Genomic DNA, 15,265 nt, shown 5'->3' on the forward strand with positions numbered 1-15,265 from the left:
CAGCGCAATACCATTCGGGTACTCACTATCCAACACATACTCAAAGTATGCTTCATCCAGAACAACAACAACCTCTTCAGACACCTTGCCCAGGAAGGTAAGCAACTCTGTTTTTGAAAAACGGGTACCGGTCGGGTTATTAGGATTAGCCAGAAAAACGATGCGGGTATCAGAACGAACCGCTTCGGCCATCGCTTCCAGATCATGACCCCAGTTTTTAGCAGGCACCACTATACTTTCCGCCCCAGTCGCCTGGACCGCTATGGGATAAACCGCAAAAGCGTATTCAGAAAATACAGCAGAGCACCCCTCTTTCAGGTAGCATTGCGCCAATAGAACAAGAACATCATTGGAACCGTTACCAAAGGTAATCTGATCAGGCTCTACCGCCAGCTTTTTGCAAAGAGCATCACGCAGATTATAGAGGCTGCTGTCAGGGTATCGAGCCAGCTCATCCAGCATCACAGCGATGGCTTCACGAGAAGACTGAGCCGCCCCAAGAGGATTTTCATTACTGGCCAATTTAACAATACTGCTGACATCCAGACCTTGTTCGCGCGCCAGCTCTTCAACGGGTTTACCGGGAAGATAAGGATTCAGTGCACGTACTCCCGGTACGGCAAGCTGTATAAAATCACAACCCATTTTTCACCTGTTTTTTTACCATGAAAAATTTTACATCCCCACGAGAGGACGCAAAATTGTTTCAATCGCTCATGACTGATTTGTTAAAGAACGCCCTTGGGATAGGAGCCCAGAACCCGAAGATCATTAACCCTGTCAGCAAGCTTTCCCAATACTTTCTGGATAACCGGATCGTCTTTGTGACCTTCAAAGTCAATAAAGAAAACATAGTTCCAGATGCCGGTACGGGACGGACGGGTTTCTACCCGGGTGAGATCCACGTCATGAACATCGAACGCTTCAAGAATCGAATGCAGAGCACCGGACTGGTTTCTCATACTGACGACGATGGATGTTTTGTCTTCACCACAGGGTGGAACATCCTGATGCCCAATGATCAGGAAGCGGGTGGAATTGTCCGGCTGATCCTCGATTTTCTCAGAGATCTTTTCCAGACCATAAATATCAGCCGCCATATCACCGGCAATGGCCGCAGAGTTCCATTCACCCTTTATACGCTTAGCCGCTTCTGCATTGGAGCTGACAGCAACTCTTTCAGCCATCGGCCAGTGGGCATCCAGCCATTTACGGCACTGTGCCAATGACTGAGCATGGGAGTATATCCGGGTAATATGGTCACGGCGGGTGTTTTCAGAGACCAGCAGATGCTGATGAATTCTTAGCACGACTTCACCACAGATTTTAAGAGAAGAATCCATGAAGCTGTCCAGGGTATGACTGACCACCCCCTCTGTTGAATTCTCAACAGGCACAACACCATAACGCACTGCCCCCGCCGTCACCTCCCTGAACACTTCATCAATCGCGGCCATAGGGACAGAAACCGCAGAATGGCCAAAGTGCTTCATGGCAGCCTGCTGGGTAAAGGTGCCTTCAGGACCAAGAAACGCCACTCGAACAGGCTCTTCAAGAGCCAGACAGGCCGACATAATCTCCCTGAACAGTCGAGCCATTTCTTCATCGTCCAGCGGACCGTCATTGCGCTCCATCACCCGGCGCAAAACCTGGGCCTCACGTTCCGGACGATAAAACACTGCCACGGCGTCTTCATTTTGCTTGACTCTGGCGACTTCCTGAGCGCAGCGTGCACGCTCACTGATCAGCTTCAGAATATCCTGATCAAGCTTGTCAATTTTTGTCCGCAACCCCTTCAACTTATCATCTGTCATAATGTTCTCTGCGTTTAACGGTTCTGACGAAAGCCGCGCAATCGGCAGATGCCAAGCCTGCGAGCTTTGTACTTAAAATTGCGACAGACCAAGGATTTTTTATCCAAACTTTCTTTCGAATTCATGCATAAAGGCGATCAACGCATCGACATGCTCTTCCGGTACTGCATTATAAATACTCGCTCGCATACCGCCTACTGCCTTGTGCCCCTTGAGATAAAGAAAGCCATTTTTTTCAGACTCGGCCAGAAAAACCTTATCTAACTCAGGATCGCTCAGCGTAAAGGGTACATTCATTCTTGAACGCCAGCGGGGATCTACCTTGTTGTGATAAAACCCGGACTCATCAATCACCTGATAGAGTTTGCCTGATTTACGGGCATTGATCTGGTCGATCACTTCAAGCCCCCCCTGATCCTTTAGCCACTCAAACACCAGACCGGCCAGATACCATGCGAAGGTTGGCGGAGTGTTATACATGGAATCCTTATCCGCCTGTACCCGATAATCAAAAACAGCAGGGCAATTGGAATGCCCCCGGTCCAGAAGATCGTCACGCACGATAACCACTGTCAGTCCTGCCGGACCAATATTTTTCTGGGCACCGGCATAGACAACCCCGAAACGGCTGATATCAATGGGCCCGGACAGGATATTGGATGACATATCCGCTACCAGTGGCACATCGCCAGAATCCGGTATAAATGGAAATTCAAGACCACCAATGGTTTCGTTCGGAGTGTAATGAACATAAGCCGCATCGGAACTGAAACGCCAGCCACTCTCTTCCGGCATGGTATGGAATGAAGCGCCTTTGCCGTCGGCAATAACATTGACATTCAAATAACGCTGGGCTTCTTTGATTGCCGACTGAGCCCAGTACCCACTATTGACATAGTCTGCACTATTTTTCTGCCCCCTCAGGTTCATTGGGACTGCCGCAAACTGACCACGGGCCCCGCCCTGCAAAAACAGAACCTTATAGTTTTCAGGAATCTTCAAAAGATCACGGAGATTCTGCTCCGCCAGCTCAGCAACCTTGAGAAAAGACTTCCCTCTGTGACTGACTTCCATAATGGAAGCGCCTTCACGGTTGTAGTCCAGAAGCTCATCCCTTGCACGCGCAAGCACCGACTTCGGCAATGGAGCCGGGCCCGCCGAAAAGTTATAAGTAGGCCCTTGTGGGCCAGCCAGTGTTTCTGCCAATAGATTATTCATACTATCCTCCCGTAGAGCCAAACTCGTCGATTCAGAAGTGCATCCCTTTAAGTAAAACGCCAGCATGCTGCTGGCGTTAAGTTATTGGATACAGAATCAGCCTTCCATCCCTTCATCAGGCTCAGTCTGAGGCGTTTCTTCCCCTGTCACTTCGATTTCAGTCCCATCTTGCGGCTCTTCCGGCTCTTCAACCCTGGCAACACCAACCAGTTTCTCACCTTCCTGAACCTTGATCAGGGTAACCCCCTGAGTATTACGACTCATAACAGATATTTCATCGACACGGGTTCTCACCAGAGTGCCCTGATCAGAGATCAGCATAATCTCCTCTCCATCCTGTACCTGGATAGCACCGATCAGTTCGCCGTTTCGATCAGTACACTGCATGGAGATAACACCCTGACCACCACGACCCGTGATTCTGAAATCTTCTACACCCGTTCGTTTACCGAAACCATTCTGGCTGACGGTTAGAATCTGGGTTTCGTCTTCGGGAATAATCAGAGAGATCACTCTTTGAGCATCCTGTAGTTTAATACCACGGACACCTCTGGCAGTTCTGCCCATGGCGCGCACATCAGTTTCTTCAAACCGAATCGCTTTGCCCGCATTGGAAAGCAACATAACCTGCTTCTCACCGGTCGTAATTTCGGCACCCACAAGGGTATCACCTTCATCAAGACCCAGGGCAATCAGACCACTGCTTCTTGGGCGAGAGAACTGTTCCAGAGGTGTCTTCTTAACCGTTCCTGCAGCCGTTGCCATAAAGACAAAGTGACCTTCGGTATACTCTTCAACAGGCAACATCGCCGTGATGCGCTCATCCTCTTCCAGAGGCAGGATATTCACGATGGGTCGGCCACGTGAAGTACGGCCAGCTTCCGGAATCTGATAGACCTTCAACCAATAAACCTTACCCCTGCTGGAGAAGCAAAGAATCTGGGTATGGGTATTGGCCACCAGCATATGTTCAACATAATCTTCGTCTTTTACCGAAGCGGCGGATTTACCTCGACCACCTCGGCGCTGGGCCTGATAGGTGTCGAGCGATGTGGTTTTTGCGTAACCACCATGAGACAGGGTCACAACCATGTCTTCTTCAGAAATCAGGTCTTCAACGGTCAAATCACGGCGTGAACTGGTGATCTCAGTGCGACGCTCATCGCCATACTCTTCGACTACTTTTTCCATCTCTTCACGGATGACTTCCATCAAACGCTCAGAGCTGGAGAGAATGAGCAGTAGCTCGGCAATTTTTTCCAGCAGCTCGCGATATTCACTCAACAGCTTGTCATGCTCAAGACCGGTCAGCCTGTGCAGACGCATTTCCATGATGGCCTGAGCCTGGGCAGGTGATAAATAGTAGAGACCATCATCGCGAAGACCAAACTGTTCAGGCAATTCGTCAGGCCGACAGGCATCGGCACCGGCACGTTCTGCCATTGCCAGCACGTGACCCGGCTGCCAACCCTGTGCCATAAGCTTTTCTTTAGCCTCTGCAGGCGTTGGCGAGCCCTTGATTAAGGCAATCACCGGATCAATATTAGAAAGGGCTACTGCCAGACCTTCCAGCAAATGCCCTCGCTCACGAGCTTTACGCAGCTCATAAACGGTTCTGCGCGTCACTACTTCGCGACGATGACGAACAAAAGCTTCCAGCATCTCCTTAAGGTTCAGGAGTTTTGGCTGACCATCGACCAGTGCAACATTGTTAATGCCAAATACACTTTCGAGCTGGGTTTGTGCGTAGAGGTTATTGAGAACAACGTCCGCAACTTCACCACGGCGCAACTCAATCACTACTCGCATACCGTCTTTATCAGACTCGTCGCGCAGCTCGGAAATACCTTCAATTTTCTTGTCTTTGACCAGCTCAGCGATCTTTTCAATCAATCGTGCCTTATTCAGCTGATAAGGCAGCTCGGTAACAATGATGGTACTTTTATTTTTCTTTTCATCATGCTCGACATCTGCACGGGCCTGAATATAGATACGACCACGACCGGTACGATATGCCTGCAAAATACCCGCCCGACCATTAATGATGCCAGCAGTTGGAAAGTCCGGACCCGGAATATATTCCATCAGATCATCAACAGACAGGCTCTCATCATCAATTAACGCGAGACAGCCTCTAACCACTTCAGTCAGGTTATGTGGTGGTATATTGGTTGCCATACCCACAGCAATACCGGCAGCACCATTCACCAGCAGATTGGGGATGCGGGTTGGCATGACGGCAGGAATCTGTTCCGTACCGTCGTAGTTGGGTACGTAATCGACCGTTTCCTTATCCAGATCAGCCATGATGTCATGACTGATCTTCTGCATTCGGATCTCGGTATAACGCATGGCCGCTGCAGAGTCGCCGTCTACGGAACCGAAGTTCCCCTGTCCGTCTACTAACATGTACCGCAACGAAAATGGCTGCGCCATACGAACAATGGTGTCATATACAGCAGAGTCACCATGGGGGTGGTATTTACCAATGACGTCACCCACCACACGAGCTGATTTCTTGTAGGGCTTGTTCCAGTCATTGCCCAGCTCGTTCATTGCGAAGAGGACGCGCCGGTGGACCGGCTTGAGTCCGTCACGCACATCAGGCAGTGCCCGCCCAACGATGACACTCATGGCGTAGTCCAGATAGGACTGCTTGAGTTCGTCTTCGATGTTTACCGGAAGAATCTCTTTGGCGATATCAGTCATGTAAACCCAGTCGTCCTTTAGCTTGCGCCCAACGGATACCTGTCAGCATCCTTTCTCAACCCGGAAGGCCGAAAATCCGAATAATTCAATCAACAGGCAGCCATGTGAAAGCAATCATTCAGCTCCTGCCTGAGCAGAAAGGAAGCGTTGAAATGAATTTAACGATAAAAAAGGGCATGGCTGCTTTTTTTCATAATAAGTAGCAAATAATACCACAGCTGGCAGCCTTACTGCGAGCCAGTGTATGGCTTGACAACAATATTTATGAATAAAAAATGACACAAATGTACGACATAGTCGTCTCTTTAGTAGCTATATGACAGGAATACTTAACTATGAAAACTCTGTCTGTATAATGCGGACAAGAATACAGACTGCGCTGTTACTATCGGAAATCAACCGCTTGAGAATCTGGACATTATGACTGCAAACCAGAACGAACCACGCCCGGTGCAAAACGTCGATCCAGCCGAAATTGCCAAATTTGAAGAGTTAGCCAGCCGATGGTGGGACATGGACGGCGAATTCAAGCCCCTGCACGAGATCAACCCGCTGCGCCTCAACTACATCGATGAGCGAGTGAGCCTGGCAGGAAAAAAAGTACTGGACGTTGGCTGTGGCGGAGGCATTCTCAGCGAATCAATGGCGCTTCGCGGTGCGGATGTTACCGGCATCGACATGGGCGATGCACCACTTTCCGTAGCTCGCTTACACAGTATGGAAAGCGAAGTTGAGGTCAACTACCGCAAGATTCCGGTGGAAGAACTGGCAGAAGAAATACCCGGCACCTTCGATGTGGTTACCTGTCTCGAAATGCTCGAACACGTTCCTGAACCAGCGTCCGTCATTCGTGCTTGTGAAAAGCTGCTCAAACCCGGCGGACAGATCTTCTTTGCTACGATAAACCGCAATGCCAAATCCTGGTTGTTTGCCATCGTCGGGGCCGAGTACGTTCTTAAAATGCTTCCCAAGGGTACCCATGAACACAGTAAATTCATTAAACCTCATGAGCTCTGCGGCTGGATGCGCCAGAGCGATCTGGAAGTAAACGACATGACAGGTATGATTTTCAACCCGTTTACCGGTGTCTACTCACTTAAGAAGTCGGACACTGACGTTAATTACCTGATTTATGGCAGCAAGCCAGAGGCCCAATGAGAATCTTGATGAGTCAACCGAACACCATTGAAGGTATTTTTTTTGATCTGGACGGCACTCTGCTGGACACTTCGGAAGACTTCATTTTTACCGTCAACAAAATGCTGGCAGATGATCATCTGCCAGCAATGGATGGCGAGCTCATTCGAAGCTATGTTTCGGAAGGCTCGAGAAAGCTGGTTCAACTCGCATACGGTCTGGAGCCATCAGACCCGAAGGTAGAAAGCCTCAGGAACAGGCTTCTTGATGAATATAATGACTACATCAGCAATGATCGTAGGGAAAAAGCAGCAAAACTGTACGGCGGACTGCCAACACTGCTTGATGCTCTGGATGAAAGAGCCATTCCCTGGGGGGTCGTCACCAATAAACCTTCAGTTTACGCAAAAATTTTACTGGCTCAGGCTAACCTGAGCCACCGGTCAAAAACATTGATCTGTCCAGACCATGTCAGACTGACCAAGCCCAACCCCGAAGCTCTGCTACTGGCCTGCCAGCAGACGGACGCTAATCCGGCAAAGTGCATTTATGTGGGTGATCATTGGCGCGACATTGAGGCTGGCAGAAATGCAGACATGGTGACTATTGCCGCACTCTATGGTTTTATCAGTCCCAAAGATACGCCGGATCAGTGGCACGCTGATTACAACGTCTCATCCGCAGAAGAGATTCTTCCGCTGCTGGAAAAGTACAAGTGGCAGCTACCACGGAGAGCAACACATGTTTAAATATACTGCACCCGACAACCTCCTCCGGGACAAAATTATCCTGATCACTGGTGCTGGCAGTGGTATTGGCCGAACGGCAGCACTGACCTTTGCACGCCACGGCGCTACCGTCATCTTGCTGGGCAGAACCATCAGCAAGCTTGAAGAGGTCTATGACGAGATTGAAGAAAATGGCTGGCCCCAGGCGGCCATTTATCCCATGAACCTCGCCGGAGCTTCAGAACAGGACTATGCGAACCTGGCGGAAACTCTGGATAAAGAATTTGGCAGACTGGATGGGCTCCTGCACAATGCAGGCCTGCTGGGCGAACTGAAAACCATTGCACAATTTGAACTGGATAAATGGAATGAAGTCATGCACGTTAATTTGACTGCCCCCTTCCTGCTGTCAAGAGAACTGCTCCCTCTGCTTCGCAACGCTGAATCCGGTTCCATTGCCTTCACTTCCTCCAGCGTTGGTCATAAAGGACGCGCTCACTGGGGAGCCTATAGCATCTCAAAATTTGCTACCGAAGGCCTGATGCAGGTGATGGCAGATGAAGAAGACGGCCTCAGCCAGGTAAGAGTCAACACCATTAATCCCGGTGGCACACGGACAGCCATGAGAGCCTCTGCCTACCCCGGTGAAGACCCGATGAGCCGCCCAACACCTGAAGATATTATGCCAGTCTATCTGTATCTGATGGGTGACGACAGCCATTCGGTCAGCGGTAAAGCTTTTCATGCCCAGCTTCCAGGTGATCCAGAGAACATTGCAACACTCTGACATTGTCTTATGACCCACTCAGCCAGTGGGTCACTCTTTACCTTACCTGTATACAACCCGTTACAAAAAAAACATGCCCTCCCGGAAGCCTCGACTAGGTTTTAACGTCGATAACTCAACGATAAATCAATCATAGCGAGGATTTCATGCCAAGAATTCACCCCCCTGTTCTGCTCTTGCTGGCAGCCTGCGCACCTGTTTCGGCAGCACTTTCTGCAGTTTATTCTCAGAAAGAGTTGAATGAAGAAAAAGTCGTTGCCTCTAACTGGCAACAGCACTCTCCTGAATATGAAGCACTCGTGCACCAGTCATTCAACATAGCCAGAGACAACCTCGCCAGCGCATTGAATGAGTTACCTGAAGGCAAGCGTGCCGCGATAGTGACCGATATTGACGACACTTTAATCGATGGCACCGTATATTTCTCAAGCATGGTCGGAACCGGTGGTGCACGAAGCACTGATGCCACTATTGCCTGGTGGAGAGAACAAAGGATGGAAGCCTTACCCGGTGCCGTGGATTTTTTAAATGAGATTGACCAGCAAAGCATAGACATCTTCTACGTCAGTGGTCGTTTCAATGAGGCCAAAGACATTTCGATGGCCAAACTGAAAGCATTGGGATTCCCAATCAAAGGCCCTGAATATCTGCTTTTTCAGCAAACAGACAATAGAACACTGAGCAAAGAAGACCATCGTCAGAAAATCAGAGACAAGGGCTATCAGATACTTATGCTTCTGGGTGACCAGCTGGATGATCTTGCAGAAGTGGAAGGCCATCACTTTACTGAGAGACAGCAATGGGTTCACCAAAATCGCAGCCGATTCGGCAAAGATTGGATCAGCTTCCCCAACCTTGTTTATGGAAGCTGGGAGTCTGCGGCTGTGACTGAAAACTTCAGCCAATTGTCGCCCCAGAAAAAGCACATTGCCAACCTGAATGCGCTGAACCACTCTCACTTCAGCCAGATACGGGATCCTGCCTTCGCCCAGCACAATATTAATGCAATGCTCTGGATGTACTCATCAGCCGATTATCATGCCCTGACGCAGCAAGCATTCAATCACTCCACCAAAATACTGGAAAAACTGACTCAGAAAACGATGGAAAACCCCGTTATTGTTGTAGACATCAACGGTACCATTCTGCAATACACCCCCCTAAATCCCGACCTCATCCGGCCTGCATCAGGATCAGAACACGATAAAGACAGCTGGCGCCTTGAACAACAGAAAAATGCCAAGCCGATCCCCGGTGCACGGGAGTTTCTCACTGCGGCAAAGGAAAAAGGGTTTGATATATTCTATGTTTCCGAGCAACCTATGTCGTCAGGCCGCCAGGGCAACAGGAAAGACTTTGAAGAACTAACCGTCAAACAGCTGAAAAAGCTGGGCTACCCGGATGCAGATGAAACCCATATCGTACTAAAAGGAGAATACTGCTCAGAGGTTGATCTTAAGAACTGCACAAAAATCTTTCAGCGTCGTGCGATCACTAACGGACAAGTCGATAGAAAAAAACATCAGATCGCACTTTATATCGGTGACACGCTCTCCGACTTCGATCTTGAAGAAAACGGCTATAATCCTGACCTGAAAGTATCTGTGACAGCAAATAAAGACCTGTTTGGCCGTCAGTATGTGGTCATTCCCAACCCAATAGATACATACCGACTTGTTACTATCTACAACGAATATGCCGGTAAGCCTATTGGTGATTTATCACGTGAAGAACAAGCTAATGTCAGGCGAAAAATGATCAGGAACTGGCCGGGGAAGCCTTTTTGACCGCCAATTCAGGATAGCCTGTTTCTCTGTCTACTTCACGGGTGAAACAGGTATCGTCAAGAATGCCCACCACTATTTCGGCTGTGGTTGCAATGGTAGACCCCTGTTTTAAATGACCACCCAAAACACGCCCTTCTTTATCCGCAACACTGATATGCAAATGCAGCCCTGAGGGACAACAGGTACCTGAAAGGGAAAGAATTTCGAAGGGGCCCTGCAGAATCTTCTCCTGTTCGGCTCCGGCCAACCTGAGAGACAACACTTTCAGGCTTCCGACGCAGGACAACAGACAAGCTGCAGGCCATTCCTTTGCGAGGGTCTGTAGTTCGAGATAGGGATCATCGCCAGGAAGCAAACGTTGACTATGGGTTTTCATAACACTCAGATCCGGCTTTCGATAGAGAGAGCTTAACAAACAAAAAGAAGAAGACAAACCAGCAGACAAGCACAGGTCATTGAACGAGAGCAAAGACAGTCTGGGCCATACCGGGCTCATTTCTCGAAAAGCTCGGCTATCGACCAGATAAACGATCGTGGCATAGATTAACTACCTTATATAGAGCTTTCTAAAAAACGAAATAAACCTCCAAGCTCGTGAAGAATAAATATGTCTTAGCTCGTCTTCTTTCGACTCCGCCTTTGACTTTTCTTCCAATAACTCTTGCTTGTACTTTAACTGTGTAGTTTGATTTTGTTCTTTTAGCGTATTTATGACTGAATTAAGCCTCTCAATCGTCTCAAGCTGTTGACTTGCAACACTTTCATTTAAATTCAATCGTTCTATCAATTGAGATATTGGCTTTTGCTTATTAAATTCTGCGAACCATTCAGGGTTAGAAAGATCGTGATCTTGCACCAGGTAATCCCCAATCATTTCATAACCAAACAGTAGAAAGTCTTTCTCGTATATTCTATTAACAGTTCTAATCGCTTCCTCATTATAATATGAAAGACAATCTTCTTTTTTTTCCGTGCTTTCATTAATTTTTTCTAATTTATTACTGAGACCTAGAACTGAACTGATATATAACATATCCCTGTCTAATCTCTCGTAACGACCAATAAAATCTACATAACATTTCTGCCCATCATAAAAAAAATAATGCTGCGGACAAAAATGTATATATTTATAGTCGTATCTGATTTTAGTTTCATCTAGCTCAACTATAAAATCATTAAAATCTTCACTTATATTTCTTAATTGCTTTCTCACTTCAAAGTAAGCAGAACAAACTCGTTCATAGGGATTCCTTACAAATCCAAAAACAAATTTATTTTTATCAAGCAAGTATTTGAAATAATCAGTTTTTGCCAAATCATTCATGGTGATGTGTGGTTTATCTACAGGATGATCAATCCCTTTTATATAACCTCGGTCCCAGAAAAAACCGTCGAAGTCATCAAAACTTTCCAAAGACTTTCTAATACTACAACCAGCAACTTTAGGATTATGTATGAATACACAATTTTTCTTACCAGAAATAATCATAAATACTGCTCACTCAAGGAATAGATTTCCCGTTCAGTATAAAATATATTGACTTGGTATCTTGGATGATTTTCGCATTGAAATACACCTCTGCGTACATCTTTTTCAAGCACCACCATCCTTGGAACACCATTTGTAGAAGGTCGCTGTCTTCAACCCGCGTTCGCGGCATAATTCAGGAACAGACGTCCCTATTTAGACTTGCCTGAGAATGAAAATAATCTGGTCGTCCGAGTAATTGCTATGTAGAAAGAACGGATTGCCAACTGCCCGTGTTTCAGTGCCAGCTGTCTCAATTAACGCACCTATATACACACTTCAGGTTATGCAGGTCCTGAGAAATATCAATCTACTGGAGCAACTGCCAATACATGAGCCCTTCTTCCTGATCTCCAACAAACCATTGAATCCGGAAACGACTGGAGCCAATAGCATCTTCCCTCAGTCTGGATTGGAGGAGGCTTTTGAATTGTTGCAACTGCCTGCTGAGACTGTCCACCTCAGAGACTCTCTCAGCTGATGCTGACTCGACCGTGATCAATAGGGGCTTGGTCTGGTTTTCAAAAGCTTTTAGCAGAAACTTGTAGGCCTCTGAGCGGGCTAAAGTAAATGAACTGGTGGGTAAGGAGGTCAAGACAACCTGATTACTCCTCACTACTTTTGTCTTACCGGCTGTGAAGATATCGACCAGAGCATACTCTCTTTTGTCACCTCTTCGAACGGTATAGACCAGGTAATAAACAGTCTTGCCATTGATCTTCTTTTCACCCAGAAAATAGGCCTGAGTCTTATCAAGGCCGTACAAACGGGCTATATCGAAGACATTATTAGCCCAGAAGTTGCTGGCTCCACAGCTGAAACGCTCGCAGCTGAAAACAGGTGCGACCCCCAGTTTTTCAAACTGCTCTGTAAAAAATCGATAGGCTTCGTCGCTGCTTCTGCCACTGGGCAGAAGATATAGCTTTCGATCCAGAGAGCCATCCAGCCATTGATCTGAGTCAGCCGTCACGACCCCATTCACTTTCTTCATGGCACTGCTGATGACGGGGTAGCTGGTCACTTGTTGTTTGAATTCAAGATTGAGAGTGGCATTAGGAAACGGGGCTATTTCATCAGCAGAGACCATGACAGGTAAAATGAAGAGTCCGGCCAACATTAAAGAAGATGTTTGCCACAGCAAAGAATAAAAAATAGTCATAGATTCCATTTCACTCCCGATCAATGAAATACAGCTTTTTCATGAGAGAAAATCAACTGATCAAACACCTGACCAGCCGAACACAATCAATAACTCATCACAGTATTCACTAAGGTGGCCACAGAACCGGTCTCCCCATCCATATGGAAGTGATGGGAGCCTGACATCGGATAAAACTGGATATTTTTCAGACGTTCACGGTATGGTTCAATCAGAGCGTCAACGTAACCTTCCTTTGCGTAGAGCATGTGTGCATCACAGCTCATCTGCTCTGCAAAGGCCAGTGCCTGTTCTTCTGTAAAACGTGTGGGTGAAGGCAATTTCAGACGTGGATCCGTTCGCCAGGTCCAGGCATCACCGTCCTGAAATAACGCTCGCTCCACCAGCAAAGCCGAAGAATCGCGCGTTACTGGAAATTGTCCCAGACAACGTACTCGAATAGCATGCTCCAAAGAGCGATAACGATTCACCGGCTTACCTTTTCGAAAGGATTTTCTTTCCTGAATGTACGCCGCCAGTGCATTGGGAGTATCTTCCGGTTTTCTGGGCATGGGAAAAAGTCCATCGAGCAAAATCGCTTTCTTAACCCGATCACCCAAAATGGCTGAAGCCATCACCGAAACAATGGCTCCCATTGAATGCCCGATTAAACTGAATGAGTCCAATTCAAGGCTATCAACGATTCCCACCAGATCTTCGACGTAGTGCCAGATGGAATAGTCGACTTCATCCGGTCTATGAGAAGAACGTCCATGACCGGCCTGATCAATGGCAAGCAGACGCACATTTTTAAGAAAGGGCGCCAGAGGAGCAAAACTGGCGGCGTTATCCAGCCAGCCATGCAGAGCAATCAAAGGCTTTCCGTCCGGGTCGCCCCACTCCTGACCGGAGAAGTTCATCCGCCCGATACTGATTTCTATGTCTATAGGCTCCATAGCTCTCTCTTGTTAGCCTCTCGATCTTCTGCGCGACAGTTTATTATTGTTTTCGCCATAGATCATGGCAAGGAGCCTGTCGGACTCATCATAATGGTTTCCAGCGGTTGTATTCATTCTTGCAAGCGGTTCAGACCAGTGGTTAATGACAGAATCTATCTGAAAGCAGCCCCGCAGGAATGCCGAAAAATTATCAGGATCTTAATGGTAAAGCAACTGCTCCCCTGTGCAAGTCGGGGTATGTTCAGGCGCTTTTGGGTGCGAACTTTGACTCTAATAACCCCAGTTTCATAGCTTCATGTACTTTTGCCATCAAATCTATTTCTGTCAGGCTGTGTAACTCTGAAAGTGACTGGATAATAAAGTAAACCGGCTGAAGAATATCAATCCGATAGGGGGTTCTCAGAGCTGTCATCAGATCAAAGGATAGACGCTCTGGGTCACTGCTTTGCATGGCATACATCGTTTCCCTGAAGCTGGATAGAATACCTCCTCCGTAAATTCGCAGCCCTTTATTTGTCATCACCAGACCAAACTCTACAGTCATCCAATACAGCCTCGCAAGATAAACTCTTTCTTCTTTGCTGGCCTTCAGTCCCAATTGACCATAGGTCTCAGTGAATTGAGCAAAATCAGGATTCGTCAACAGAGGGCAGTGTCCGAAAACTTCATGGAAGATATCCGGCTCCTCAAGATAATCCAGCTCTTCACGTGAGCGAATAAAAGTGGCTACCGGAAACTGGCGGTTGGCGAGTAATTCAAAAAAACGATCAAAAGAGATCAGTGCAGGCACTCTGGCCGCAGACCACCCTGTGGATTCACGTAGTTTTTCAGTGATGTCATTCAACTGAGGGATTTCATCAGCAGAAAGGCCGAGAATTTCCAGCCCCCTGATAAACTCAGGGCAGGCTCTGTTTTCGACCGCCCCTATCTGACGTTCATAGAGTATGCGCCAGGTTTCATGCTCGCCCGCCGGATACTCAATAAAACCTTGCTCGTCAGGCTTTCGGGCCACATAGTGATTAGGCTTATTCAATATGAAACTCCTTTTACCGTGAAGATGCTGGCTCCTTAGTCACTTTCACAGCTTTTAGTAGTCTGCATTTCAAGCTCCTGGCTGTCCGAAAATAGACAGCCCGGCTGGAGAGACACCAGGAAAATCATTTTTCCTGTAACACACCTCGACGAATCTGATCCCGCTCCATACTTTCAAACAAAGCTTTAAAGTTACCCTCTCCGAAGCCTTCGTCGCCCTTACGCTGGATGATCTCAAAGAAGATTGGTCCGATGACAGTTTCGGTAAAAATTTGCAGCAGCAAACCTCCGTCTGAAGTGGGAGCGCCATCCATCAGAATGGCCCTGGTTCTCAAGTCTTCAACCACTTCCCCGTGCCAAGGCAGACGCTCACCCAGCATTTCGTAGTAGGTGTCAGGTGGAGGTGTTAAGAATTTAACCCCCAAACC

Annotated in this window: 13 protein-coding genes and 1 pseudogene; 4 read left to right on the forward strand and 10 right to left on the reverse strand. The window is 47.7% G+C overall.

Annotated features, from left to right (window positions below):
• The 4 genes from KDK16_RS07945 to gyrA form a co-directional block, all read right to left on the reverse strand.
• A partial coding sequence (locus KDK16_RS07945; RefSeq protein WP_257275484.1) for a histidinol-phosphate transaminase occupies positions 1 to 645 on the reverse strand: 645 nt, incomplete at its 3' end.
• Positions 646 to 728: 83 nt separating this feature from the next.
• Entirely contained in the window at positions 729 to 1,814 is a 1,086-nt protein-coding gene (pheA, locus tag KDK16_RS07950) for a prephenate dehydratase (protein WP_257275486.1), read from the reverse strand.
• A gap of 99 nt (positions 1,815 to 1,913) precedes the next feature.
• Positions 1,914 to 3,032, reverse strand: a complete 1,119-nt coding sequence (serC, locus tag KDK16_RS07955) for a 3-phosphoserine/phosphohydroxythreonine transaminase (RefSeq protein ID WP_257275488.1) — start codon at positions 3,030 to 3,032, stop codon at positions 1,914 to 1,916.
• A gap of 96 nt (positions 3,033 to 3,128) precedes the next feature.
• The gene (gene gyrA, locus KDK16_RS07960; RefSeq protein WP_257275489.1) at positions 3,129 to 5,741 is read right to left on the reverse strand and encodes a DNA gyrase subunit A; all 2,613 of its coding nucleotides are present in this window, start codon (positions 5,739 to 5,741) and stop codon (positions 3,129 to 3,131) included.
• Positions 5,742 to 6,191: 450 nt separating this feature from the next.
• Here gyrA and ubiG point away from each other — a divergent pair, with 450 nt between their 5' ends.
• The 4 genes from ubiG (at position 6,192) to KDK16_RS07980 (ending at position 10,180) form a co-directional block, all read left to right on the forward strand.
• Entirely contained in the window at positions 6,192 to 6,899 is a 708-nt protein-coding gene (gene ubiG / locus KDK16_RS07965) for a bifunctional 2-polyprenyl-6-hydroxyphenol methylase/3-demethylubiquinol 3-O-methyltransferase UbiG (protein ID WP_368736453.1), read from the forward strand.
• Between the two features lie 8 nt (positions 6,900 to 6,907).
• The gene (locus tag KDK16_RS07970) at positions 6,908 to 7,627 is read left to right on the forward strand and encodes an HAD family hydrolase (protein WP_257275492.1); all 720 of its coding nucleotides are present in this window, start codon (positions 6,908 to 6,910) and stop codon (positions 7,625 to 7,627) included.
• The gene (locus KDK16_RS07975; RefSeq protein WP_257275493.1) at positions 7,620 to 8,393 is read left to right on the forward strand and encodes a YciK family oxidoreductase; all 774 of its coding nucleotides are present in this window, start codon (positions 7,620 to 7,622) and stop codon (positions 8,391 to 8,393) included. Before KDK16_RS07970 ends, KDK16_RS07975 begins: the two co-directional genes overlap by 8 nt.
• A gap of 146 nt (positions 8,394 to 8,539) precedes the next feature.
• Complete coding sequence (locus tag KDK16_RS07980; RefSeq protein ID WP_257275494.1) at positions 8,540 to 10,180, forward strand: HAD family acid phosphatase; 1,641 nt, start codon at positions 8,540 to 8,542, stop codon at positions 10,178 to 10,180.
• Here KDK16_RS07980 and KDK16_RS07985 read toward each other — a convergent pair.
• From KDK16_RS07985 to KDK16_RS08010, 6 genes and pseudogenes are all read right to left on the reverse strand, one after another.
• A complete protein-coding gene (locus tag KDK16_RS07985; RefSeq protein ID WP_257275496.1) occupies positions 10,152 to 10,556 on the reverse strand; it encodes a PPC domain-containing DNA-binding protein in 405 nt (134 codons plus the stop codon). The genes KDK16_RS07980 and KDK16_RS07985 overlap by 29 nt on opposite strands.
• 171 nt (positions 10,557 to 10,727) lie before the next feature.
• Positions 10,728 to 11,669, reverse strand: a complete 942-nt coding sequence (locus KDK16_RS07990) for a sulfotransferase family protein (RefSeq protein WP_257275503.1) — start codon at positions 11,667 to 11,669, stop codon at positions 10,728 to 10,730.
• A gap of 349 nt (positions 11,670 to 12,018) precedes the next feature.
• A complete protein-coding gene (locus KDK16_RS07995; protein WP_257275504.1) occupies positions 12,019 to 12,867 on the reverse strand; it encodes a DUF4892 domain-containing protein in 849 nt (282 codons plus the stop codon).
• 86 nt (positions 12,868 to 12,953) lie between these two features.
• On the reverse strand, positions 12,954 to 13,802 hold the full coding sequence (locus KDK16_RS08000; RefSeq protein ID WP_257275505.1) for an alpha/beta fold hydrolase: 849 nt from the start codon (positions 13,800 to 13,802) through the stop codon (positions 12,954 to 12,956).
• Between the two features lie 244 nt (positions 13,803 to 14,046).
• Positions 14,047 to 14,838 carry a phenylalanine 4-monooxygenase gene (gene phhA / locus KDK16_RS08005; RefSeq protein WP_257275507.1) on the reverse strand — a complete coding sequence of 264 codons (792 nt, stop codon included), beginning with the start codon at positions 14,836 to 14,838 and terminating at the stop codon, positions 14,047 to 14,049.
• Positions 14,839 to 14,962: 124 nt separating this feature from the next.
• Positions 14,963 to 15,265: pseudogene (locus tag KDK16_RS08010) on the reverse strand (4-hydroxyphenylpyruvate dioxygenase); the annotation flags it as partial.

The sequence above is a fragment of the Endozoicomonas sp. SESOKO4 genome, assembly GCF_024606275.1.

Bases quoted from the DNA above. Each gene is read 5' to 3' on its own strand.
- KDK16_RS08000 (WP_257275505.1), bottom strand. From the start codon at position 13,802: ATGGAGCCTATAGACATAGAAATCAGTATCGGGCGGATGAACTTCTCC.
- KDK16_RS07980 (WP_257275494.1), top strand. From the start codon at position 8,540: ATGCCAAGAATTCACCCCCCTGTTCTGCTCTTGCTGGCAGCCTGCGCA.
- serC (WP_257275488.1), bottom strand. From the start codon at position 3,032: ATGAATAATCTATTGGCAGAAACACTGGCTGGCCCACAAGGGCCTACT.
- KDK16_RS07995 (WP_257275504.1), bottom strand. From the start codon at position 12,867: ATGACTATTTTTTATTCTTTGCTGTGGCAAACATCTTCTTTAATGTTG.
- KDK16_RS07975 (WP_257275493.1), top strand. From the start codon at position 7,620: ATGTTTAAATATACTGCACCCGACAACCTCCTCCGGGACAAAATTATC.
- KDK16_RS07970 (WP_257275492.1), top strand. From the start codon at position 6,908: ATGAGTCAACCGAACACCATTGAAGGTATTTTTTTTGATCTGGACGGC.
- KDK16_RS07985 (WP_257275496.1), bottom strand. From the start codon at position 10,556: ATGAAAACCCATAGTCAACGTTTGCTTCCTGGCGATGATCCCTATCTC.
- KDK16_RS07990 (WP_257275503.1), bottom strand. From the start codon at position 11,669: ATGATTATTTCTGGTAAGAAAAATTGTGTATTCATACATAATCCTAAA.
- pheA (WP_257275486.1), bottom strand. From the start codon at position 1,814: ATGACAGATGATAAGTTGAAGGGGTTGCGGACAAAAATTGACAAGCTT.
- gyrA (WP_257275489.1), bottom strand. From the start codon at position 5,741: ATGACTGATATCGCCAAAGAGATTCTTCCGGTAAACATCGAAGACGAA.